Origin of the sequence: Anabaenopsis arnoldii (genome assembly GCF_028331025.1) — a bacterium.
GTDB lineage: Bacteria > Cyanobacteriota > Cyanobacteriia > Cyanobacteriales > Nostocaceae > Anabaenopsis > Anabaenopsis arnoldii.
This window is the reverse complement of record NZ_JAQMUH010000088.1, coordinates 48,635-71,783: the sequence shown is the minus strand read 5'-3', so window position 1 is coordinate 71,783 and position 23,149 is coordinate 48,635. Positions and strand designations below refer to the sequence as shown.

At 43.4% G+C, this 23,149-nt stretch carries 13 protein-coding genes and 1 pseudogene; all 14 read right to left on the bottom strand.

The genetic code is table 11. The features are described from left to right. Window positions 1-88 precede the first annotated feature (88 nt). The 14 genes and pseudogenes from PN457_RS07535 to PN457_RS07470 all read right to left on the bottom strand — a co-directional run bounded on the left by PN457_RS07535 (window position 89) and on the right by PN457_RS07470 (window position 22,098). Complete coding sequence (locus tag PN457_RS07535; RefSeq protein ID WP_271732389.1) at window positions 89-3,073, bottom strand: UPF0182 family protein; 2,985 nt, start codon at window positions 3,071-3,073, stop codon at window positions 89-91. A gap of 329 nt (window positions 3,074-3,402) precedes the next feature. After that, window positions 3,403-6,144: a cation-translocating P-type ATPase gene (locus PN457_RS07530; protein ID WP_271732388.1), complete on the bottom strand. Its 2,742-nt coding sequence runs from the start codon at window positions 6,142-6,144 to the stop codon at window positions 3,403-3,405. A gap of 78 nt (window positions 6,145-6,222) precedes the next feature. Further along, window positions 6,223-7,710 (bottom strand): cobyrinate a,c-diamide synthase, encoded by a 1,488-nt coding sequence (locus PN457_RS07525; protein ID WP_271732387.1) that lies wholly within the window; start codon window positions 7,708-7,710, stop codon window positions 6,223-6,225. A gap of 155 nt (window positions 7,711-7,865) precedes the next feature. Then, entirely contained in the window at window positions 7,866-9,227 is a 1,362-nt protein-coding gene (gene opcA / locus PN457_RS07520) for a glucose-6-phosphate dehydrogenase assembly protein OpcA (RefSeq protein ID WP_271732386.1), read from the bottom strand. A gap of 32 nt (window positions 9,228-9,259) precedes the next feature. Continuing rightward, entirely contained in the window at window positions 9,260-10,789 is a 1,530-nt protein-coding gene (zwf, locus tag PN457_RS07515; RefSeq protein ID WP_271732385.1) for a glucose-6-phosphate dehydrogenase, read from the bottom strand. A gap of 104 nt (window positions 10,790-10,893) precedes the next feature. After that, window positions 10,894-12,071 (bottom strand): annotated as a pseudogene (gene tal, locus PN457_RS07510) (transaldolase). A 356-nt stretch (window positions 12,072-12,427) separates the two neighbouring features. Next, a complete protein-coding gene (fbp, locus tag PN457_RS07505) occupies window positions 12,428-13,477 on the bottom strand; it encodes a class 1 fructose-bisphosphatase (RefSeq protein WP_271732384.1) in 1,050 nt (349 codons plus the stop codon). A 405-nt stretch (window positions 13,478-13,882) separates the two neighbouring features. After that, window positions 13,883-14,167, bottom strand: coding sequence for an RNA recognition motif domain-containing protein (locus tag PN457_RS07500; RefSeq protein WP_271732383.1), 285 nt, complete (start codon window positions 14,165-14,167; stop codon window positions 13,883-13,885). A 327-nt stretch (window positions 14,168-14,494) separates the two neighbouring features. Beyond that, the gene (locus tag PN457_RS07495; RefSeq protein ID WP_271732382.1) at window positions 14,495-14,716 is read right to left on the bottom strand and encodes a hypothetical protein; all 222 of its coding nucleotides are present in this window, start codon (window positions 14,714-14,716) and stop codon (window positions 14,495-14,497) included. A gap of 102 nt (window positions 14,717-14,818) precedes the next feature. Beyond that, window positions 14,819-17,119, bottom strand: coding sequence for a ribonucleoside-triphosphate reductase, adenosylcobalamin-dependent (gene nrdJ, locus PN457_RS07490; protein ID WP_271732381.1), 2,301 nt, complete (start codon window positions 17,117-17,119; stop codon window positions 14,819-14,821). A gap of 196 nt (window positions 17,120-17,315) precedes the next feature. After that, window positions 17,316-19,655 carry a DUF3769 domain-containing protein gene (locus PN457_RS07485; protein ID WP_271732380.1) on the bottom strand — a complete coding sequence of 780 codons (2,340 nt, stop codon included), beginning with the start codon at window positions 19,653-19,655 and terminating at the stop codon, window positions 17,316-17,318. Window positions 19,656-20,022: 367 nt separating this feature from the next. After that, a complete protein-coding gene (locus tag PN457_RS07480; protein ID WP_200987887.1) occupies window positions 20,023-20,139 on the bottom strand; it encodes a photosystem II reaction center protein I in 117 nt (38 codons plus the stop codon). Between the two features lie 581 nt (window positions 20,140-20,720). Next, window positions 20,721-21,410 carry an acyltransferase gene (locus tag PN457_RS07475; protein ID WP_271732379.1) on the bottom strand — a complete coding sequence of 230 codons (690 nt, stop codon included), beginning with the start codon at window positions 21,408-21,410 and terminating at the stop codon, window positions 20,721-20,723. Window positions 21,411-21,969: 559 nt separating this feature from the next. Next, window positions 21,970-22,098, bottom strand: a complete 129-nt coding sequence (locus tag PN457_RS07470; protein ID WP_271732378.1) for a hypothetical protein — start codon at window positions 22,096-22,098, stop codon at window positions 21,970-21,972. Window positions 22,099-23,149: the final 1,051 nt, after the last annotated feature.

The following is a 23,149-nucleotide window of genomic DNA, read 5'->3' as shown; positions in this document are numbered from 1 at the left end:
TGCCAAGCTACGCTATCACGTGCAACCTATGCAACTCCCCATAGTTTGGCAATTCCTTTAAATTTTTTAAACTTTAAATTTTTTCAATTTACTGTGATGGGGTTGGTTCCTCCAAAGGACGAATAATTGTGGGGGTTGGTGTTACCTCTGGCTGAAAGATTCCCTGTAATGCTTGTTCGAGTGTAGGAGCCATCACAATTCTATTTTCAAAAGCCACGATTACCCGTACTAGGGTGGGGAGTCTATTTTGAGTGGCTTCTAAATAAATTGGCTCGACGTACAATAAGGATTGTTCAATGGGGATAATTAAGAGGTTACCTTGAACTGCTCTGGAACCTTGACGATTCCAGAGGGAAATTTGTTGAGAGATGATGGGGTCTTGGTTAATTCTGGCTTCTATTTGCTCTGGTCCAAAAACTAGGCGTTCTTTGGGGAATACATAGAGTAATAATTTACCGTAGTTTTCACCGTCTGACCGAGCTGCTAACCAGGCGATTAAATTAGAGCGTTGTCTGGGGGTGTAGGGTAGGAGGAGGATAAATTCTTCCCTATGAGAGGAATTGCTGTCAGAAAGGGGGACTGTGGGGAGGCTGGTGATGAGGTAGTATGGTTTAACTGGACGGGCTTCGTCCCCGTAGATTTCTGTGGGTATTTGCCACTGGTCTTCCCGGTTATAAAACACCTGGGGGTCGGTCATGTGGTAGGTTATTAATCGCTCGGACTGAATTTTGAACAAGTCCACGGGGTAACGAATATGTTTCCGCAGGTTCAGTGGTAAGTCCAAGAGGGGTTTGAAGGTATCGGGAAATATTTTCCCCCATGTGGCTATGATGGGGTCTCCGGGGTCGGCTATGTAAAAGTTAACTGTGCCGTGGTAAGCGTCAATGACTACTTTAACTGAGTTGCGGATGTAGTTGATTTTCTCTTGATGGTCGGCTATGTTGAGGCTGGTTGTGTCTGAATAGGGATAGCGATCGCTTGTAGTGTAAGCATCAACTACCCAGTAAAGGTAGCTGCCGTTTTTCTCAAAGTCTTTGTCACCAGCATCAGCAGCAACTAAATAAGGGTCGCTGTCAAATTGGAGGAAGGGGGCGATCGCTTGAATACGTTCTTTAATATTCCGCCGGAATAACACTTGAGTATCTGGTAAAAAGTCTTCTGTAAATAGCATTTGCCAATCTTTTAAATACATGGCAAATAGTAATCTTCTCCACCCTCTACCAACACGAATTCCGCCCACACCATCATAAATGTTGTATATATTATCGCTACCACTGGGAAAGTCTAATTCTTTAACTTTTGTTCCAGTCATGACGTAAGTATCAGTGATTTCACCGAAGTAAATCCGGGGTTTTCCTATGGGGATGCTCTCGCGAATGGCTTCACTGGAGGTAGTAAGGGCGGTGTCGTTATTACCGGCGATGTCTTTGACAAAATATTCTGGTAGTCCACCAGGTGCGACGGTATTTACTGGACTCATAGTGAACCCGAAACCATGGGTATAGATTAAATGGCGGTTTACCCAGGTTTGAGCTTGCTGGGGTACGGCGGTGTAGTCTAATTCCCTGGCGGCTATTAGTACTTGTCGCCGTTCTGTGGTCTCTTCGTCTACTGGGTTGGGAAATACCCCCGTTGCTGTGGGTATTTCCGCGGGTACTTCCTTAAGCAGGGTGTAGCGGTCGATGTCCGCATCGGAGAAGCGGTAGTAAAGGCGAATCTGTTGCAGTTGGCGGTTAGTTTCTACCAGTGGTTGCTGGTCCCACAGGCGAATGTTACGAATTGTTAAGTCATTTCTTTGGATATCGGCTTCTGTTAGGTCTCCTGTGGGGTTAAAGGTTTGCACGTCAATGTTTTCTAAGTCAAATGCTTGGCGGGTTAGGGCGATGGTACGCTGGATGTAGGGTTGTTCCCGTTGGAGTTCGTTGGGCTGTACGATTAAATATTGCACTAGGGTGGGGAGGAAAATATCGGCGGCGACCATTCCTATTAGATAAACTCCTAAGCTGTAAAATATAAATGGCCGGTAGCGGGATTGGGGTTTCCAGCTTACTGTCCGCCATAGCAGGTAAAAGGCTAGGGCTAGGGAAGCAAAGCAGAGGATGGTATAGGACGGGAGAACGGCTGTAACATCGGTATAACTTGCACCGTAGGTAACGCCACGTGGGGAATAAACTAGCTCGTAACGACTGAGCATATAACTCAGGGCTACTAGGAGCATGAATAGTCCACCGTTACCGTATAAATGACGCTGTTGCTGGGAAGAAAACCCCAGGAAAACGCCTTGACTAAGGCTACCGGCACCCAAGAGGTAAGTTAGGGCTACAGCGATGAGGGTATACAAGAATAATCCCATTAACCATAGTTCTAGAAGCTCCCAAAAGGGGAGGGAAAATATATATATGCTGATATCTTGATCAAATAATGGCTCGGAGGCGTTGAAGGATGTGGGGGCGAAATATTGCAGTATCCTAGCCCAGTTGTGGGATATGATTTGAGCAAATAGAAGGCTCAGAAGAATTGCGATCGCCCGCAATAGAAAATGAGGATATACTACAATGGCGATGACTATTGCCAAAATTAAACCGAAATACCAAGGGGTGGAAATAAAGTTACCTATTAACTCCCAAATGCGCCCCGGTCGAAATAACTGAGGATTTACCGGAATATCGCGGATAATTCCCGGATGCCAATGGGTAGCAGCTATTTGGCTATAGTAAATCACCATTAAGCCAACTAGAAAACTTAATACTAATGCTATGGGTAGTAACCAGACTAGTTTAATTTCTTTACTTCTGGGGACTTGTTGCACTTTTACAGCCACCATGGGGGAGGGATGATTTGGGGGATGCTGGTGGCGGTAAGCTAAGTGAAGATTACCCAAACAAAAGGCGGCGCTGATACCTGCTACAAATATCCACAGTCCCCCCATGGTGACTATCCGTAGAAGAAATACTTGTAAATAACCGATATTTTCAAACCAGAGTATTTCTGCTCCTAGGTGCGCAAGCAAATCCAGGAATAGCCAGACTCCTAGGGATATTGTTAGTAATCTAAACCACCAATTCCGTAACATAAATCAACTCAGGTAAGCGAGAGTGCACAACTTTCACCCTCTTAGGTCTATTTTACCTGAATCTCGGTGAGGTAGTGGTGTGGTGATGGTGGTAACCGATGCAGTGATTCAGATGCTCTTACCCTGGATACTAATGTAATTGGTGAAAGATTTATTTCTCTAGTTTTATTGATAGCGATCTGCTTGCAGCAGCGCTTCGCTATCGCTTACTCCTGTGCCGCAATTGGTGGGTCAACTTAAAGGTAAAGGAATACACCAAATATATTGGTCAGACCAAAGAACATAGTAGAACAGAACGGACACATATAGCGTGGCGTTAGCCATTGGCCTTAATTAGTGGGGTCTATGCGATTAACAAACCAAGCCAGGGGAATCATAGGTATAGCCGGAAGTAAGCAAATTAACCACTGTTGTAAATTCAGGGGTGCGGTTTTAAATAAAAGATTCATAACATCCCATTGACTAAATATGATTTGTAATAATACTGTGCCGAGTATACCCACAGACATGGCGCGACCATCGTTGATACTGACTGCTTGACCTTGGATTTTTCGCGCCGCTACATTCGCTAACTGACTAATACTCAATAAATAAACAATTCGTCCCGCGACTAGAGCTTGAATTGCCATGGTTCGAGCTATGTTAATATCCCCTATGGTTTGACGCACCCATTCAAACATCCCAAAGATGAGAATCCAGTTAAAGATAGAAACTGCTGCTATGCGCTGGAACAGTGTACGAGAAAGTAACTGCTCCTTGGGGTTGCGGGGTGGACGTTTCATTACCCGGTCTGATTTGGGTTCAAATGCTAAAGGTACGGTCATGGCTACAGAGTTAACCATGTTTAACCACAGCACTTGGAGGGAGAGAATGGGTAGGTCTCTGGCGAAGAGGGCGCTAATGAGAATAGTCATGGATTCGCCCCCATTCACCGGTAAGATAAAGGCGATCGCCTTTTGTAAATTCTGATATACTGTGCGTCCTTCCTCCACCGCAGCCTCAATAGAGGCAAAATTGTCATCGGTAAGCAGCATATCAGAGGCTTCCCGGGCTACATCTGTACCTGCGCCCCCCATGGCGATACCAATATCTGCTTGTCTGAGAGCGGGAGCGTCGTTGACTCCATCGCCGGTCATGGCCACAATTTCCCCTTGGGATTGCAAAGCTTCCACTAAGCGCAATTTCTGCTCTGGAGCTACCCTAGCAAAGACCACACCATGCTCCACAGCATGGGCGAGTTGGCTGTTGTCCATTTGGGCGATTTGCTTACCGTCAAAGGCTTGTACCTGACCGTCTTTTTCTAAACCAATTTGTTGGGCTATGGCTTTGGCTGTGGTAATATGGTCGCCTGTAATCATCTTAACTTGAATCCCTGCGGTTTTACAGGCACGCACTGCGGCGATCACCTCTGGACGGGGTGGGTCAATCATCCCCTGTAAACCTAAGAAAATCAAACCAGAAGCAATATCTTCATGGTCTACAGAGTTCTGCCCATGGCTGACGATTTTTTTACCAAAAGCTAAAACCCGCATTCCCTGTTTAGCTAAAATCGTTACCACGCGCTGCTCTATTAACTCAAGATCCGCCATTGGTTCGAGTTCTCCCTCAGCATTGAGCATTTGCTCACAACGACTGGTAATAGCTTCAACGGAACCCTTGACGTAAATAATTCTCGACTCCGAGTCTCGGTTATCATGGAGAGTAGCCATGTATTGAAACTCAGACTCAAAGGGAATACCATCAATGCGCGGAGTTAATTTTGTCATTTCCGACTGACTCCACCCCGCCTTATTTGCCACTATAATTATAGCGCATTCAGTAGGATCACCTACCACAGACCAATTACCATTACTATTTTTTGCTAAATGAGAGTCTGTGCAAAGTAACCCAGCCATTAAACAATCTGCAAGGGCGGGGAAGTATCCGGTTTGTAAATCTACTGGTTGCTGCTCAAACAGAATCTCCCCTTGAGGATTATAACCCGTACCTGTGACTTGGAAATGCTGCCCGCCGGCGTAAATTCCCTGAACCGTCATTTGATTTTCTGTGAGAGTACCAGTTTTATCCGAACAAATAACAGTAGCCCCCCCTAGAGTTTCCACCGCCGGTAGTTTACGGATGATGGCGTGACGTTTTGCCATGCGGTTAACTCCAATAGCCATGGTCACCGTCACCACTGCGGGTAAACCTTCGGGAATTGCACTCACCGCCAAGGCCACCGATGCCTCAAACATAGCAGGCCAGGTTTGTCCTTTTCCTAAGCCCACAGCAAACGTCATAGCTGCTAGTCCAAGGATTATATAGAGGAGTTGATGACTAAATTTGTCAAATTTACGGGTGAGGGGGGTGCTGAGACTGGTGGTTTGTTCTAGGGACTGGGAAATACGCCCCATTTCCGTAGCGTTGGCAATGGCCACAACAATACCGCTACCTTGACCAAAGGTGACAAAGCTACCTGCATAAGCCATATTCACCCTTTCTGCTAGGGGAGTATCGGGTCTGAGGTCAGCAGTAGACTTTTCTACCGGTACTGACTCCCCCGTTAAAGCGGACTCATCTACCTGTAAATTACGAACGTTGAATAACCGTAAATCTGCTGGGACTTTATCCCCAGAAGTAAGTAAGACAATATCACCGGGAACTAATTCTTGGGAGGGGATTCGGGATTTTTGTCCGTTACGAATCACCGTCGCTTCGGTGGTAACAGCTTGGGCTAAGGCGGCGATCGCACCTTCGGCTTTTGACTCTTGGACAAAGCCAATGATAGCGTTAATTAGAGTCACACCCCAAATTACCCCGGCGTTTGTCCACTGAAGTAAAAGAGCCTTAATTAACCCGGCAATAAGTAAAATGTAGAGAAGGGCTTGATTGAACTGCAAGACAAATCTCAACCAAGCAGGCTTTCCCGGTTTACCCTTAAGTTCATTCTTACCAAACTCAGATTGTCGTTTGTCAACTTCCGTAGAAGATAATCCCCTTTCTGGGTCGCTATTGAGAACTTGAATAACTTCTGTTGTCCATTGGCTGTGATAGTTTTGGGGTGCTGATATACTAGTTCCAGTCGTCGGCATAAAAATGTTCTCAAATTCTAGAGTGGTTAAAATCTCTAAATAAATTTGGATATATAAATACGTCGTCCTCTGTCTGTACTACTTTTTCTTTTCTGATATCTCTAGACAGCGTTGCAGAAACCTGCGGGGGATTTCCCGATTTTGTCCCCAGTGTACATGAATATAAGATGCGTGCAGATTTCTCAGATGTAGCCCAGACAAGCTGTGGGTCTTACCATCAGTTCCCAGATGTTGACTGTTGTGTTCTACTTCCAAGCCATCACCATCGTAGGGATAAATTTTAAATAAACTTTGCTCAGGTTTAGGGTTTAACTCAGAACGATGGAATTCATGACCGTAAATGCTTGTACCTGCTGATACTAATAGGTTATCTTGTGAAGCTACCGCTCGACGATACCCTAAAGTTAAATTTTTGCCCATAATAGCAGATGTGGGTAAGACCCCCGCCATCTGCCAAGGTTTACCCTCAAAGTCGATAATTTCTTTACATAAATACATTAATCCCCCACACTCGGCTATGGTGGGTACTCCTGCTAAAATTGCTGTTTTAACCGCATTACGCACAGAAATGTTAGCTGCTAAACCCTCAGCGAAAACCTCCGGGAAACCCCCGCCAAAATACATTCCTTGTATATCAGGAGGTAGTTGGGTATCTGTTAAAGGACTCCAGAAAACGACTTCGGCACCTAGATTTTGCAGTAAATCGAGATTATCTTGATAGTAGAAATTAAAAGCGCGATCGCGCGCTACTGCAATTTTGAGAGGATAACCGTAGGAATGTGGGAATAATTCTCCTCCCCCTTCTCCCTTAAAGTCTAGAGACGTTCGGTCGGAAGGTCTGTACCCGTCTGTGTCCCCCTTGGGATTCTCCAACAATGGTAATAAATATTGCCAGTCAAAACAGGTATCGCCTAAATCAGCCAGAACATTAACAACAGCTTCCAATTTCGGAAGTTCTGCTGTAGGCACTAAACCTAAATGACGATCGGGTATAGTGATATTATCCTGACGACGCAGTACGCCCACTATAGGTAATTGTAATACTGCTAGAGAGTCTTTAAGTAGAGATAAATGGCGATCGCTCCCGACGCGATTTAAGACCACCCCAGCAATTTTTATTCTTGGATCAAAAGAACAATAACCGTGAGCGATCGCAGCCACAGAGCCGGATAAACGGCTACAATCAATTACTAACAGTATAGGTAAATCTAGCAGTCTGGTAATATGTGCCGTACTAGCAAAATCTGTACTCAAGGAAGGTTTTTCCCCCCCTCTTACCCCCTTGACTCCATCAAATAGACCCATCACCCCTTCCACCAGGGAATATTGACACTCCTGACTGTGATCAACAAAACACCTTTTAAGGTAAGCCTCAGAAGTTAGTACCGGGTCTAAGTTGCGACAAGGACGACCAGTAACATAAGCGTGAAACATAGGGTCAATGTAATCTGGACCAACCTTAAAAGACTGTATAGATACACCACGACGGCGTAAAGATGCCAAAAGAGCCAGGGTAACCGTTGTCTTACCCACTCCACTCCGTTCTCCTGCGACAACTAAAGCCATAGACTGGCAATCATCAAAAATATTAACTGCACCATAGTAATTATGACATAAGAAAAAGGATAGCCATAGCAATCGGGTGGTGCTACGCTACCCTGTAGAGACGTTCCGTCGGAACTTCTCTACTAAAGAAACTTGCATCTGCTAGAGAATACTTTTCAACTGTTTAAAAGCAGAATCTCGGCTACAACAGCCAAACTTTCCTCAAAAAGTAACTCCCGACCCCAACGCTGCACCTGCTGACTTAACAAAGACTCTGCTTTTTGTTCAGAAAGGGAACCGACCTGTTGAAACATACCAGCAGACTGAGCCCCCCCGTGGGTTTCCATACGCATACAACCGCCAGTTTCTGTACAAATAACGGTACCACAGTCCGCTTGGGGATTTGTGGAGCTTAGACGTAGAGCAATTAAATCACCCACAACATCACCTACATCAGCAACCGGAACCCCGGCTAATTCCGCTTCTATTTGTCGCTGATCTTGAGCAACAAAACGAACTTGAGTAATTTCATAATCACCAGATTCTGTTTTATAACAAACTGGTGACCATTGCAAGCGACTAGCCAACCAACCTAAAAATAATAATGCTTGAGCAGGATTACCCTTCTCATAGTCTATAGTCACCCGGTCAATTTCTTTAAGAGCCGCGCGACGATGGGGTGAGTCGTAAGCTTGAGCCGTCAATTCTTGCCATGCCGACAGGCGTCGCCAATTTAAATCAGCCAAAGGAACACCAGTTTCTACCAACTTTTGCAAGCTAAGTAAATCACCTTCTGGCTTGTTAAAATTGCAAGAATCCACAATCACATTATTGCAAACTGTTGCCAGTCGCTTAAAGAGATTGTTATTAGGGTCTGGTGTAGCTTTCCACCAGAGAAACTTGGGTAAGCCACCAATTAATAATGCTGGGATCATACCTCCCACGCGTTCTAAAGCCGCAGCCGTTCCACTCAAAGTAATATATTCACAACAGATAAGAGTGCTAGAAGACTGCTTTTGAATCGGACAGTAGGCAGAAATTGAAGCTCTAACCCCTTCATCTTCCCCAGCAATAGGGAACAGAGCAATAATGCGGCAGGGATTACGTAGAGCAATTTCATCAGCGATAGAGGGGCTTGTGGGGCTGAAATTATAAGCAACACTTTCAGATGTTGCCATATTTCCCTGACGTTTAGCGAATTCTTCCCTTAGTATAGCCACGGTTTCCGGTGTCGCTGTGCCCGTTTCGGGAAGTCCATACTTCACTTGAACTTGCCTGAGGGCTGCTCCCATTTGTGGACCGAGAATGCCATCTAAAGGACCTTTATAAAATCCTAGAACTGATAACAAATATTGAGTTTCTTCCGGTTCGTAAACTAGCAAAGTAAATGTTGTGGCTCTGGTAGCAGCAGGAAGAGTACCGTCTTCACCTGTGATGCCGTAACTTTGCCAAATTTGATTAAGCTCCGTTTCTATTTCGCTGATAGAAATATCTTTAGGAGCCTGAAGAGAGAAAATTGTTGGAGCTTGGGAAATCATAGTACTTTAGTCAGTATTCGTTGGTTATTTTTTTACAGTCTGCGCCAGCGACGACCATCTTGGTTAATTAATAATTCCGCCTCTGTAGGTTCCCAGGTACCAGCTTCGTACCGGGGAATAGTAGCTGGGTCTGCTGGTGCATCCCAAACTGAAAGAGCAGGAGTTACTACTTGCCAAGCCGCTTCTACTTCGTCGGAACGAGTAAATAATGTCTGGTCGCCCATCATGCAATCAAGAAACAGTCTGTCGTAAGCGTCAGAAGTAGCTTCAATACCAAAAGAACCATAACTAAAGTCCATATCCACCGAACGGGTGCGGAATTCAGCCCCTGGCATCTTAACATCAAAACGCAAGGAAATTCCTTCGTTTGGCTGAATACGCATGGCTAAGATATTGGCATTTCTTTGTTGAGATGCTGATTGAAACATACGAGAGGGAACATCGCGGAAGTGAATAGATATTTCACTTACTTTTTTTGGCATCCGCTTCCCTGTACGTAAGTAAAAAGGTACACCTTGCCAGCGCCAGTTATCAACCTGAAATTTCATAGCTACATAGGTGGGTGTAGTGGAATTGGGGGCTACTCCCGGTTCTTCGTGATATCCTGGCACTGGTTGACCTTTCATCCACCCAGCACTATATTGACCACGTACTGCTGACCGTGACAAATTGGGGATATCAGCTAAACGCGTGGCTTGCAGTACTTTTACTTTCTCTGTGCGGATGCTGTCGGCATCCATAGAGTTAGGTGCTTCCATGGCCGTGAGACAGTAAAGTTGCATCAGGTGATTCTGCAACATATCCCTGAGAGCGCCCGCTTTTTCATAGTAGCCGGCTCGGTCTTCTACTCCTACGGTCTCTGCGACGGTAATTTGTACGTGGTCAACAAATTGACGGTTCCATAACGGTTCAAATATGGCATTAGCGAACCGGAACACCAGCAGGTTTTGAACTGTTTCTTTACCTAAGTAGTGGTCAATGCGGTAAACTTGATTTTCTTGGCAATATTTTTGCACTATTTGGTTCAGACTCTGGGCTGATGCTAGGTCGCGACCAAAGGGTTTTTCTATCACCAGACGATGTTTGTAGGGGTCGTCTAGCATTCCGGCGCTTCCTAGTTGCCTAATGGCTTCGGGGAAGAAGTTAGGAGCTACGGAGAGGTAGAACATTCGGTTTCCTCTTGTGCCCCGTTTCTGGTCTAATTCCTTTAAAAGGGTGTTGAGCTTTTGGTAGCTTTCAGGATTGTCTATGTCCCCTGGACAGTAGAACAGACCTTGGGAGAAGTCTTGCCATAATTCACCTAAAGGTACTTTAGCATGAGCTTCTTCCATGCCTTTTTGCATTTGCTCACGGAAGTACTCGTGGCTCCACTCTCGACGGGCAACGCCGACAATGGTGGTTTCTGGAGGTATGCGTCCTTCTCGGCGCAATTTGTAAAGGGCAGGGACTAATTTACGCCAGGTAAGGTCACCAGATGCGCCAAAGATGATAATAATTTGAGGCTCGGGCATCCCTTGTTGTTGCAGGCCAACGCGCAAGGGATTTTCTAGCAAACTAACCATAGAAGTTTTCAGTGGGTGTTAAGTGGTGTGTTGATGAGACGCTGGATATCTGACTACGCCACGCTTGGCTATTGCATCTACAAATAAACTTGTGCCTTGAAGGTCTATACTGGTGACAATAACTTGACTTTGTTTTCTAAAGAGTTCATCAAGGACTCATAAGGTTTGACGAACTTATCAATACCCTCAACTAGGAGTTCCTCGATGACTACATTCAGATCAATGTTAATGTCTGGGTCTTTTAGGCTTTCCATGAGTTGATAGGCTTCTGCAACGCCGCTTTCTCAGCGCAATGCTACATCGCAATGGTCTGCGCAAGCTGCAATTGTCTCGGGTGGTAAGGTGTTAACGGTCTGGGGCCCAATCAATTGGTTAACATACATGAAATCACTGTATTTTGGCTCTTTGGTGCTGGTACTGGCCCAAAGTAATCGCTGTACATTCGCTTCTTTGTCCGCCAAGGCTTGCCATCTCTGGCTTTGAATAATTTTTTTGTATTCCTGGTAGGCAATTTTGGCGTTAGCGATCGCGACTTTGCCTTTGACTGCTTGCAGTTTGGCTTTTTGGGTGATATCAGTAATGCCACTTTTTATTTTGGCATGAATTTTAGTATCAATGCGACTGAGAAGGAAGCTAGCTAGGGAAGCAATTTTACTCAGGTCTATGGCTAACGCCACGCTATCGCTATCACCTTTTCCCGCCCGTTTTTCTAAGCCCCGCATATAAGCCTTTGCTGTTTTGATGTAACTGTCTACGGCAAACACTAGGCTGATGTTGATGTTGATACCTTCGGATATGGCCTGTTCTACTGCTGCTAAACCGGCCTGTGTCCCAGGTATTTTTACCATGACATTTCCCCCCCAATTTCTTGACAGTAGCGACGAGCTTCTGCTATTGAGGCTTGGGGATCATGGGCAATGGTGGGTGTTACTTCTATGCTCACATAACCGTCGAGTTTATTGGATGCTTCATATACTGGGTGCAGCAGATCATATGCGTTGCAAATATCTGCAAAAATTAGGGATTCGTAAATTTTTCTTGGGGGTAATCCCTTCCGAATGCCAGCTTCAATGTCCGCATCATACATGGTATTGTTGGCGATAGCGTAGCTTGGCCCAGCCATCGCTTTTTCAAATATGGCTGGATTGGAAGTAATCCCACAGATACCCTGATTTTCTACCAAGTCTTGCAGTTCACCTGATTTCATAATTTTACGGTTCAAATTATCCATCCAGAGACTTTGACCAAGTTTTTTAATTTCGAGCAAATGATTGGTGGACATACCCATGATTTTACTTCTGTTGATGATACTTCTGGTGTGTGTTGCTATAGCTACGCCACGCTACGCTATTGCCATCACCAGAGAAGCAACGCACAATACATCAATTTTTGATGTTTTCTTTTGAATTGTGGCGTTAATCATCACTCATGACATCGACCCGCTGAGGTAATTTTTAGTTCATCACCAGGGATCTGATCCGTCCGCAATTCCAGATATTCTCGAATAACATAGCCATGTTAACTGTTAATTCTTGGTAGAGATTTATTGTATCTATTAGCTCCTCGGTGTGAATCAACTACTCATTGCCAATTAATCAAAAGAATTTTTAGTCTCAGCACTAGGAATTAGGAGCGGTACTAGTGTCCGTTTTGAATAAAAGACTCCACCTTGGCCACATCTTCCTGACTACCAATAATTAAAGGTGTGCGTTGGTGTAGCTTTTTCGGCACTACTTCCAAAATATCTACTAATCCTGTGGTGGCGCGACCGCCTGCTTGTGAAATCAACATAGCTAAGGGAGCAGATTCATAAAGTAAGCGTAATTTCCCTTCTGGTTTCTGAATTGTCCCTGGATAGAGAAATACGCCACCTTGAACTAAAATGCGATGGATGTCACTCACCATAGCGCCACTATAACGAGCGGTATAGCCTTCAGTGCGATGAACGTAGCGGATATACTCTCGCATTGATTCTTCCCACTGCCAAAAATTACCTTCGTTAACGCTATAAACAGAACCATGATTAGGGATGCGGATGTTTTCTTCCGAGAGGATAAATTCCCCTAAGCTGGGGTCAAGGGTAAATGAATGAACACCATTGCCCATAGTATAAACCAGCATTGTGCTCGGCCCATACAGTATATATCCGGCGGCGATTTGTTCCCGTCCGTTGCTCAGGAGATCCGATGCTTGACGATCAATATCATCGCCTTTTTGCTGACGAATAGAAAAAATTGAACCCAAACTGAGATTGGTGTCGGTATTAGATGAGCCATCAATTGGGTCATATAACAAGGTATAGCGACCTATAGGGCAGTTTTCTGGGATGTAGTAAGGTTCTTCCATTTCTTCGGAAGCGAGGCGACAGACTAAGCCACTTTGCTTAAACACGGAGATAAATACATCGTTGGCGTAGACATCCATCTTTTTGACAGATTCCCCTTGGATGTTGACGTCTCCAGAAAATCCCAGAACTCCTTCCATTAAACCTGCGCGGCTCAGACGACGAGCAACTAGTTTACCCGCCAGGGCTATACGATTCATCAGCGCGCTCAAATCCTGTGCATCTGGGGAAAAAGTCTTAAATTGTTGGAGTACGTGACGCGATAATGTTGTACAATCACGATCTAAGCTCTTATCCGTAGCATCATTCATAAAAAAATCTAGAGATTCTGGAGCTTGAGTCATTTTTGTTACTCCCTAGCATTGTGCTTGTGAGTTGGATTTATTAATGACAACTTTTGGTTGCTGCCTCTATCTTAGAAAGGTATTTTGATAACTCAAATATGATTTTAGATAAACTAAAGAATTGAAATTTTGGCTTTTGCCTGTGAAAGTTCTCTGAACTCCTGGAAATAGCCTGTTAGTGCTTGTATACCTTTATGAGCAAATTTTTTTGATATCAGGAGTTTTACTAGCTTACCTAGTTCATTTTTTCTATTGTTTGCCTTACCGCTAAATTAATGTCAGTAGGTTTTGACTGCAACTAAAGTTGCTGGAAATTTATCCCACCCCAAGAAGGAGTGGGCTTTCTGCTCTAGGACTGGTCAAATTGAGCAATTAATTTTCCGTCGGTATAAAAATCTGCTATTGTTAATAATCTCTTTTTTTACCCCAACTCGCGCCGCGATTGTCTTCCCTGGGCTTGGCTTTATTGACTCTCAGTTGACGGCCCATCCATTCTGCGCCATCTAACTCGGTAATAGCTGCATCTTCTTGAGCATCTTCCTTCATTTCAACAAATGCAAAGCCTCGCATCCGACCTGTTTCGCGGTCAGTAGGTAAGACCACTCTTGTGACTTGACCATACTCGGCAAATACAGTTCTTAAGTCTTCTTCAGTAGCGTGGTAAGAGAGGTTTCCAACGTAAATAGTCATGTGGATCACGTAATTTGTAACAAAAAGCGATCAGTTCAGCTGGGGAAAGAGATATGAACAAACTGCAAATTTTGCATAGTCTGTTCTGACTCACCCATGGCGGATGTTGTAGGACAGCGATCATCATGCTTGCTTTCGCTTCAACTCAAGATGCCAAGGGACTGAACTTAGCCATACGCTCACATGATAACTGATTGTGACATTTTTCAAAGTATGAGATTTAACAAACTGTATTAAACTGATCATGCAGGGCAGGCAAATGCCTACCCATAATACTTTTGTTCAACCTCAATTCTGGTTTAGTCCATTTTAGGATAGGTCTAAATCTCAATCAATAGAAATTTGCTGAGGGCCGCGAGCTTTGCCATTGTGGGCTTCACTAGTTGGACTGGTGGTGTGACAAGTAGAATTGATGTGTTTATCCAGCCAGCTTTTGACCGGATCGTCCTTGAGATTGAGTCGCAGCACACCAGAAAAAAATCCCCCCATAAATGAAACTGGGTGCTTGGTTAATTGTTGAAATATTGGTGACAATTCATCAATGAACATATTTGAGAGTCTGCTGTAGTTTTAAATGATCCTAACCTGAAAAACTAGAGACGCAATTGAACGCGTCTCTACAAGGCAATATCTCCCTACTGGATTTTGGTCCTAAGATGCAGGAGATTCAATAGGAAACATACACTTATCAGAATCACATCCACTAGGCCCAACCTCTGTTAATTCACCCGAATCATAGCGACTCAAAACGGTACAGAAATTATCTGTTCTGCGGCGTGCTTTAACTTTTTGAGTTAAACGCTCATAGGTTGACTTGTCTATGGGCTCAAATGGTAAGCGTGGGAATGATTGCAAGTCATCGAACCGGGCTAACAGCGCGGCGGAAATATAGCCTTCATGATTTTGGATGGCTTGATAAATTCGCTGTCCTAACGGTTCAACTTCTTCAGAACGTAGTTCTATTGTTGCTGATGTGTTGTGAGTTACATACCAACGCTGAACTTGGAGGGCAAAGTCAAATTGAGCTAAGGCGGAAAACTGAGAAACATCAATTTCATCTGCTCCTGGTAAGTCAGCCCAAGATACGGATACAGGAATTTCTACTAGCCATTCAGTTACACGGGGGTCAAATGGGTCATTTAGTAAGTTTCCCTGTTCGTCCTTGTCTGATTGGGATGGAATGACGCTGTACCCGTAGTCAATGCAGGCTAGTGCTACTGGGTCATTTTTCCTGAAGGTGATCCGTCGGATAAATCTCTGTGATTTGGGAGGATGCCAACCCGGGCTAGCACCTGTTAATAAAGATTTAGTTCCACTGGGTTGGACGGTGGTACAGCGATTGGGCCGTTTAATGTTGTGGCGATCGCAGTAGTCCCAAACAACTCGGTGTACTGTATCTTTCCAGTAGCTAAGATATTTTGCCTCTTGCTCTTTCCAAGCCAAACCTTGGGGTGTTTCTGGTCTACCTTCAGACCACCAGCGCAACCAGTCTACACCAAAAGCATGAACAAAGAAATCGAATAATCCGGTAAAGGAGACCCCAACAATCGGGTCTAATTCCCGGCTCTTTTGGTAGCGTGGCTCTAAAAATTGATGGTTTAACAGTGCTGCTACAGATAAAGCCCCAGCAGTAAAGGCTTTTTCTTGTTCTTTGTAGTCTTCTGGGTCAATTTGGTTTAAGTGAATTTCTGATAAGTTACAGTGAAAGTTAGAGCCTATGATTTCACCACAGGGGTTTAAGCCATAGCGGTTTAAACGATGTTCTAATTCTTGAGAATCAATCTTTGGGTGACGTTGTTGTATCCATTCTTTGGCTTTTCCTTGATCATAAGCTTGCAGAAAATCTTTTTTTAATTGTGGTGTATTGAGCAAATCACAATTAGCTCTGGCTACGGATTCCCCAGCCCACTGAATAGCACCTTCGCCACTATAGTATTGTTTACGAACAGATTCTATACACTCTTCTAATGTGGGTTGGCGGTGAAAAACTCTGGTATGATTAGCCATGCGTAAAGGGTCACGTTCTGGGTCTATGCGCCAGTTACCCTCTTGATCTTGTTGCCAAAGATTATCTTTAGCTGTTGCTGCTAAATTGTCATCAGACTTAAACTGACGCATTCCAGCACTGCGCCGAATATTTCCGGCAACAATTGCAACAGCAGCCTGGTCAATCAGCAAACAGCATTCCACGGAGTTTAATTGTCTTCCTATAGCCTTGTTGAGTATAGATGCACACTTTTCATATAGGTCTGGTAATTTGACGGGATTAGCTACTCCACCAAAGCCCTTGAGGGGTTCGCCGGTTTTACGTACATTACTGAGGTCAACTATTACCTGTAGTTCTGTGGATAACCTTTCATTTGTGGAGAGTTCCAATAGGGATTTGTAGGATTCTACCCAGCCTTCGCGGCTATCTCCCACATAGATGGTAACGGTATTGCCTTCTATGGAGGTTTTAGTATGTTGATAACGTAATCCTGAAGGTATGCTACCAATTTCCCCTTGTACCGTGACATTTAAGTGATTACGGATCACAGGGAGTTGATTGATGTGTTGGGGTTCTATAACCGCACCAGTACCACAGCCCATCATGGCTAAATCCATCATTAATGCAAATGCACTCCAGTCTTGCAGGTTTGTGGATGTGCAATTATAAGCGCCGGAAAAGTTTTTGGATTTGGTGATCCACTCTGTACCACCCACCCATAACCAGCGTCCACTGGGTAAGGCTTTGAGGTGGCGTTGCATATTTTCTAGGGTGGCAATCTCGTCTGGGTTGAGCTTCCCTAATTCGATGATCCCCTCAAGGGTGCGATCGCATACCTCGTCCCATGTTTCCCTCAGCCCTGCCTTTGTCAGACGGCTGTAGGTTCTAAAAAATACAGGATTAGCAGCTGGCGCTGTTTCTGGGAACTCTGCACTCTGACGTATTCTTTCTAGTTCTCGAACCATAATCAAGTCTTGTAGCTTGCTAACAGATTATGACTATACGCTAACTAGATTTTGGATGAAAGATTGCCAAATTTTCCACTTTGCGCTACTCACCCTGGTGTACTAATAATAACTTACATTCAGAATGTATAATTTAATTCGCTTTGATTGCTATTGGTTTGATACTGAGTTATGGTCAAAAACTAATTATCGTTAATTATCTGGATTTTCTGGAAGAAAATCCAGATAATGGATCTGTACCGCCAACCCAGTTAAAATCACTAATGCGGATGCTGAAACCGCCTAATTCCACTATTGGGTTATAACGCAAAGTGATGCCATAGGTACGGCGGCTATATTCTAAAATATAGTCTGTGCTAGTTTCTCTACCAGTTTCCAAGTTAATTGCTGTTTGTAAGCCTAAAAGAAATGGCCCATAAATTTGCACCTGAGCGCCAAGACTTAGGACTTTATTATCAACTGAGCGGTCAAACAAAAAGGGTGACAGCCCGCTATTTGATCCCTGAGAATAAGTCACGTTGAAAGCGGTATAGTCTAAATAGGGGCGAGAGAAATTACCAAACTGCCCGACCAAACCGACTGCGGCGGTGAGGGTGCTTTGATTTTGGTTATTAGTATAATAAGTATGTGTACCTATGACACTGGCAATTGTCTGTACGTAAGGGACTACGGGGTTTGGTGTATATCGTAATCCCTCTGTAGAAGTAGGTGGTAATGGTTTACCTTGCCATAGTAAAAACCCCCGACTGAGGCTTGCAGTAGCTTGTAATCGACCAAGGGTAATACGATTATTGTGACCCTGGGCTGCTAGCAAATCTAGGCGGTCGGTGTTGGCATTGATATATTGTACGCCAGCCTGATAGTTGAGGTTAACACCAGTGTTACCTAAAGGAATCACAGGAGAGGTAATCAGACCACCAAGACTGCTCTGGACAGTTTGAAAGCCAAGAGAGCCATTATACAGGCGATCGCGGTAGCTATATTCTAGATTTAATACGTGAGGATTAACATTGCCTAATATTTGGCGCATGCGCAAACCAAGCTGCAAATTTTCCTCTAAATTGTTTAAATTGGTTAACTCACCCCCACCTTCTAGTGTTAACCCTGGGTTGAAAACAGCATTTAAACTGGTCTTGACACCAAACAAGGCAGCTAAATCATCTGTACCCCCTTGCAAGGCTTTTTGCACAAACAACTGAGGGATGATTCTCCAACGTACCTGCTGGGTATCAACAGGTGTGAAACCCCGTTCCACAAATAAACCACCCCGCTTATCGCCATCAAAACCTGGAGACACTAGAAATGGTGAGGCGTCGCGTTCAAAACTGTCAATAGTTTGTTTATCTACGGGAATTGGTAAAGAGACTTTTTGGTCAAAAACTAAACGCTGTCCCCGTGTAGTAATAGTTTCTTTAACAGGAGACTCCCTGATAGAGGTAACTTGAGATGCACGTAACTCTAATTCTGGGGGTGAAAAGGGGTCGTTAGTAATTCGCACATCAAAAGCTTGCCAACCTCGGGGATCAAACGAAATCCGTTGAGCTTCAAACCGGAGTCTCCTGACTTCACCTCCGGTTATAGGTAAAGGGAGATTCCCGGCTTGGATACCACCTAATGTGAAGTCAATACCCCCGGGGCTAGTGATTTGAGTCAGGGGCTGATTTCTTCTGACCCTATCACTTACAGGAGCCTCAATTCCAACCGGTGTAAAATTACCGGATGAAAAAGCGAAATCTTGTTGGGCTGAGGGTATGAAAATCTCGCCGCTGCCATTTTCTATTTCCCCATTGTCTTGGATAAAATTATAGGTAAAGCGTTCTCCCCGCAGGACTTGATCTCCTCGTGTTAATGCCACATTACCAGAACCCACAGCGACCAAGTTATCTAAATTTACTTGCAGGCGGTCAGCATCCACCACAGCCCCATCAAATCGGACTACTACATTACCTTCGGCAGTGACAATTCGCCGTATTTGATCATACTCCTGCCTATCTGAGATAACTTGTATAGTTCTTTGTCTGGCTGAAGGTGTAGGTGAACCAAATTCTATAGTAGACGGTGTCGAGCTTTCCTTACCAGGGTAACGAGACTTTAACTGTAGGGTATTTTGTACGGGTTGAGAACTTGGTGTATAATTTGGGGTATCAACTGAAATATTTATGCCTTCGGGAAATTGTTGAACACAAATATTAGTTTCCTGCTGTTGTGGAGTTACTTTTCCCGTTGCGACTGGCACTTTGGGTTTATTCTTGGGCGCTTCCAACTGCTGTCGGTGATTAGCAAATGTCTGGGGTTGACTCAAACAAGCAGCACTCTGAGAATCCGTGAAGGTTTGTGAGGTATTGGATGTACCATCTCCCACATTGAAAAGTGGAATTTCCTCTGGTGGCGGCGACGCTTGTTTGTGTGCTTGGGGATTTTTTTGATTGGGTATAAATGAGAAAAACTGAGTATCACTAGCACGAGAAATAGAATCTGCTGATGATACCACTTGGAGAATGGCAGGCGGTGGAGGTAGGGGAACTGGATGAAGCATATCTAGGCACATCAAGCTAACAATTGAACTCTCCCGGCTTTGAAAAACCAGGATTCTCCCCTTTCGGGCTTTGACTGACTCAATCAGTTTTCATCCCGGATCTTGGACACAGGGGTTCTCAGGCTCCCACTCAGTTTTCTGATGGCCAATTAATAGCCGGAAGGATCAATTATACGTTGATCTTCCGACCTTTGCTTTCTGCCTAAATATATTAGGAAGCTGCTCAGAGAGGGCGCTGGTGTTTTACGTCTTCGGGCTGTTTTGAGAGCCACTACTATGTTAACGCTGATTATTAAGCCAGCTGCTCCCCCTCCTTGAAGAACAGGAGTTTTGCACTTCCCCTCAAAGTTAATAATTGGTGGCTATTCTACTCTAAATCCTGGCGTCCGGGGTTACGAGCTGGATCGTTTGACAAAAATCCAAAGACGAATATAGCCACAAAAAAGGCAACAACAATATAAACAGCGATTTTTAAAGTCACCATACAAATATCTCCAAAGGTTGTGAGAAAAAAGTGTATCTCCTGTGTATCTGCTATACAGAAAAGATAACTACTTTATATTACCGAAATGTCGCCCCTTTTTAAGATCAGTTTCAGTAGTGAATCTTCCTTAGAGGATGTTTGATAAGTTTTCCACAGGTAATTTTTATCTTAGGGAACAGGGAACACACCGAACAGGGAACACCGGAACAGGGAATAGGGAAGGGGGAATGGGGAACACACCGAACACACAAAAAACAATAAAATCCAGTCCCCTCCCCTGACAAGGGGAGGGTTAGGGTGGGGTCAAATAATATTCGATACACTAATCATGACTTGACAAACATCCTCTTAGATGTTTGTCAACAGTGACGAGTCTTGTTTATCCCATATTGCATACATTTTACAATTTATTTTACAAACTAATCACAGGATTTATAATGACTGCGATAGCCATAGCGTGGCGTTAGTCATATAAAATCGCTAGTGTCCTACATCCCCAGGTTTAGAAAACCCTGGTTCTGGTTGCGTCTTGGGTAATAATCGCCTTCACCAAAGTGGGGGGAGCGTTAACTTAGTCCTTGCTACGATGTCACCAAATCTTTGCTAACTCGACTTTTGATTACTCTTGCAGGTATACCTACGGACACAGAGTAGGGGGGAATATCTTTAGTGACAACTGATCCTGCGCCAATAACACTACCTTTACCAATGGTAACGCCATCTACTACTGTTACTCCGTGCCCTAGCCAACAATCATCTTGAATCTCGATTCCCTGACGGGTTATTCCTTGGTATTTTATGGGTTGTGTTACAGAAGCAAATTTGTGGTTATTGGCATATATTCCCGAATGAGACGCTATCATGCAATGCTTACCAATTTTGATATTTCCCGGCCCAGCAATACAGACATTGGGACCTATAAACGTTTCATCACCAATGGATATGCAAGTGTTATCCAAACATCCAATATCAATGTAACGCTCAAGAGCTACTCCATTTCCTAAAGAAATTTTATTATTTGGGTGTCCTTGGGCATCCAAGCGTACACCTTTAAAAATATATACACCATTGCCCATCTCAATGGCAGAAGTCCCCAGAAATTCCACGCCGTGTTGGATATAAATTAGTTTCCCCATCTGGGAAAAAATCTGGGGATATACGAGATTTCGCAGTTTGGGACCAAAAGCAATTGTGGGAATATCTCCTAACAGGGTCGTGAGCAATAGTTCTTGTAGTCTTTGCAATTTTGAGGTATGTTGCTTGTTAATCATGGTTAAATATCTCTCATTCAAGTTTTGGGCAATTATTGCAGAACTCTTGAGAAGGTAAGCTTTGTTTTGGTAGTGGCACTGACACTGAAGATTATTAAAATGATGAAGTTTGTTTTTAGGTGTAGAAAATCATTCCCCAATTATTAGTTAGTCTCATGGATAAATAGGAAACTAATTCCTAATTTTGACTAACTTGAAATATAGAGACACTAATTAGCATGGGTAATATTTACTCCAGGTTAATTCATTCACATGAATTGCAGGTTTGGTCTGTGTAGTTGCAGCAAAATTTATCCTATCTACATAGACTGACGAACATGGCTAAGAGTTTTAGACCAATAGCCTCTGACCGCAGGTTACACAGATAAATCCGTAGTTTATCTACATGCAGCCTGCTTTATATATACTACTGTTCAGTATTTTTTTTTACATTCAAATCCCTTGCCGTTAAAATTACTCTGCTGAATGATCCCAAATTTTGCAGATAATTTTTAACAGGATTCACATATAATTATTCCGGGATTTTTATGAGTGCTTTTCGTTATACACAAGAATAAATTTAGGGTGGAGTTTCACCAACTTGAGCCATCACATTAAAGTTCACCATTGGTGCAAACAAATAAGCGCTTCCACGATTGCGATGACGAATTTCTTGGAACGAATTTTTGGAGTATGCGGCGCTAATCATGTTGCACATCGGTGAGTTACAGGGGAACCAAGTCACAATTTGAATTACATCAATATTTTTTGGTGATAACTGCTTTTAAGATTAACATATTTTTCTTAGATGGGAACATTTTGAATAAATAAGTTTGTTCCAAGTTGGTTAATGTTAGCTAATTGACAATTAACAATAATATTATTCATAGGGTAATAATTACCGATATTGAGATCATACTTAGATACATTTATATATCAAACAGCGATGGCCAGATATGAAAAAAATCATACCTGTGAGAGGATGTTTGTCAAGTCATGATTAGTGTATCAACTATTGTTTGACCCCACACTAACCCTCCCCTTGTAAGGGTAGGGGACTGGATTTTATTGTTTTTTGTGTGTTTCCCATTTCCCATTTCCCATTTCCCATTCCCTGTTCCCTGTTCGGTGTGTTCGGTGTGTTCCCTGTTCCCTAAGATAAAAATTACCTGTTGAAAACTTATCAAACATCCTCTGAGAAATTACAACTAACGTTATTTATTTGAGGCTATACATAAGTGATGTAGTACAAAAAAATACGCAATCCCTGAAAAAAAAGGAAGAGTTAGGAGAAAGAAGTTATATTTCAGAGGAAACATGAATGATTTACTGATAAAAACTCCCTGAAAGGACGTATAACCCTAAATATTCCTTAATATAGCTATGATTGATACTTATTTAATTTTTATTAATCCAGCCATGTCCTCAGATACACTCAATGTTTACTTAGTAGTTTAGCATACAATATTGCGTGCAATAACTAAAAAAAGATGAACCTGTTGTCTCAAATACCTGATACAGGGTAATTTTAGCTTATACAGCGGCTCTGTCTATAGGGCAATCGCCATAGTCATCTAACTAGCTTGGTAAGCAATAAAGAAGAAGATACAGATGTTTATTGAGTCTTTTGGACACATCAAATAGAGTCTTCTTAGCTAAACTTGTGAGATTTAAGAAAAATTTATTTATATTTGTTTAACTTTTAGCCGACAGATAAGAGTCAAATTTTAATATACTAAGTACATACTTGTGAGTAATCC

Coding starts and splice junctions, on each gene's coding strand:
- PN457_RS07535 (WP_271732389.1), bottom strand. CDS start 3,073: ATGTTACGGAATTGGTGGTTTAGATTACTAACAATATCCCTAGGAGTC.
- PN457_RS07530 (WP_271732388.1), bottom strand. CDS start 6,144: ATGCCGACGACTGGAACTAGTATATCAGCACCCCAAAACTATCACAGC.
- PN457_RS07525 (WP_271732387.1), bottom strand. CDS start 7,710: ATGGCTTTAGTTGTCGCAGGAGAACGGAGTGGAGTGGGTAAGACAACG.
- opcA (WP_271732386.1), bottom strand. CDS start 9,227: ATGATTTCCCAAGCTCCAACAATTTTCTCTCTTCAGGCTCCTAAAGAT.
- zwf (WP_271732385.1), bottom strand. CDS start 10,789: ATGGTTAGTTTGCTAGAAAATCCCTTGCGCGTTGGCCTGCAACAACAA.
- fbp (WP_271732384.1), bottom strand. CDS start 13,477: ATGACTCAAGCTCCAGAATCTCTAGATTTTTTTATGAATGATGCTACG.
- PN457_RS07500 (WP_271732383.1), bottom strand. CDS start 14,167: ATGACTATTTACGTTGGAAACCTCTCTTACCACGCTACTGAAGAAGAC.
- PN457_RS07495 (WP_271732382.1), bottom strand. CDS start 14,716: ATGTTCATTGATGAATTGTCACCAATATTTCAACAATTAACCAAGCAC.
- nrdJ (WP_271732381.1), bottom strand. CDS start 17,119: ATGGTTCGAGAACTAGAAAGAATACGTCAGAGTGCAGAGTTCCCAGAA.
- PN457_RS07485 (WP_271732380.1), bottom strand. CDS start 19,655: ATGCTTCATCCAGTTCCCCTACCTCCACCGCCTGCCATTCTCCAAGTG.
- PN457_RS07480 (WP_200987887.1), bottom strand. CDS start 20,139: ATGGTGACTTTAAAAATCGCTGTTTATATTGTTGTTGCCTTTTTTGTG.
- PN457_RS07475 (WP_271732379.1), bottom strand. CDS start 21,410: ATGATTAACAAGCAACATACCTCAAAATTGCAAAGACTACAAGAACTA.
- PN457_RS07470 (WP_271732378.1), bottom strand. CDS start 22,098: ATGATTAGCGCCGCATACTCCAAAAATTCGTTCCAAGAAATTCGTCAT.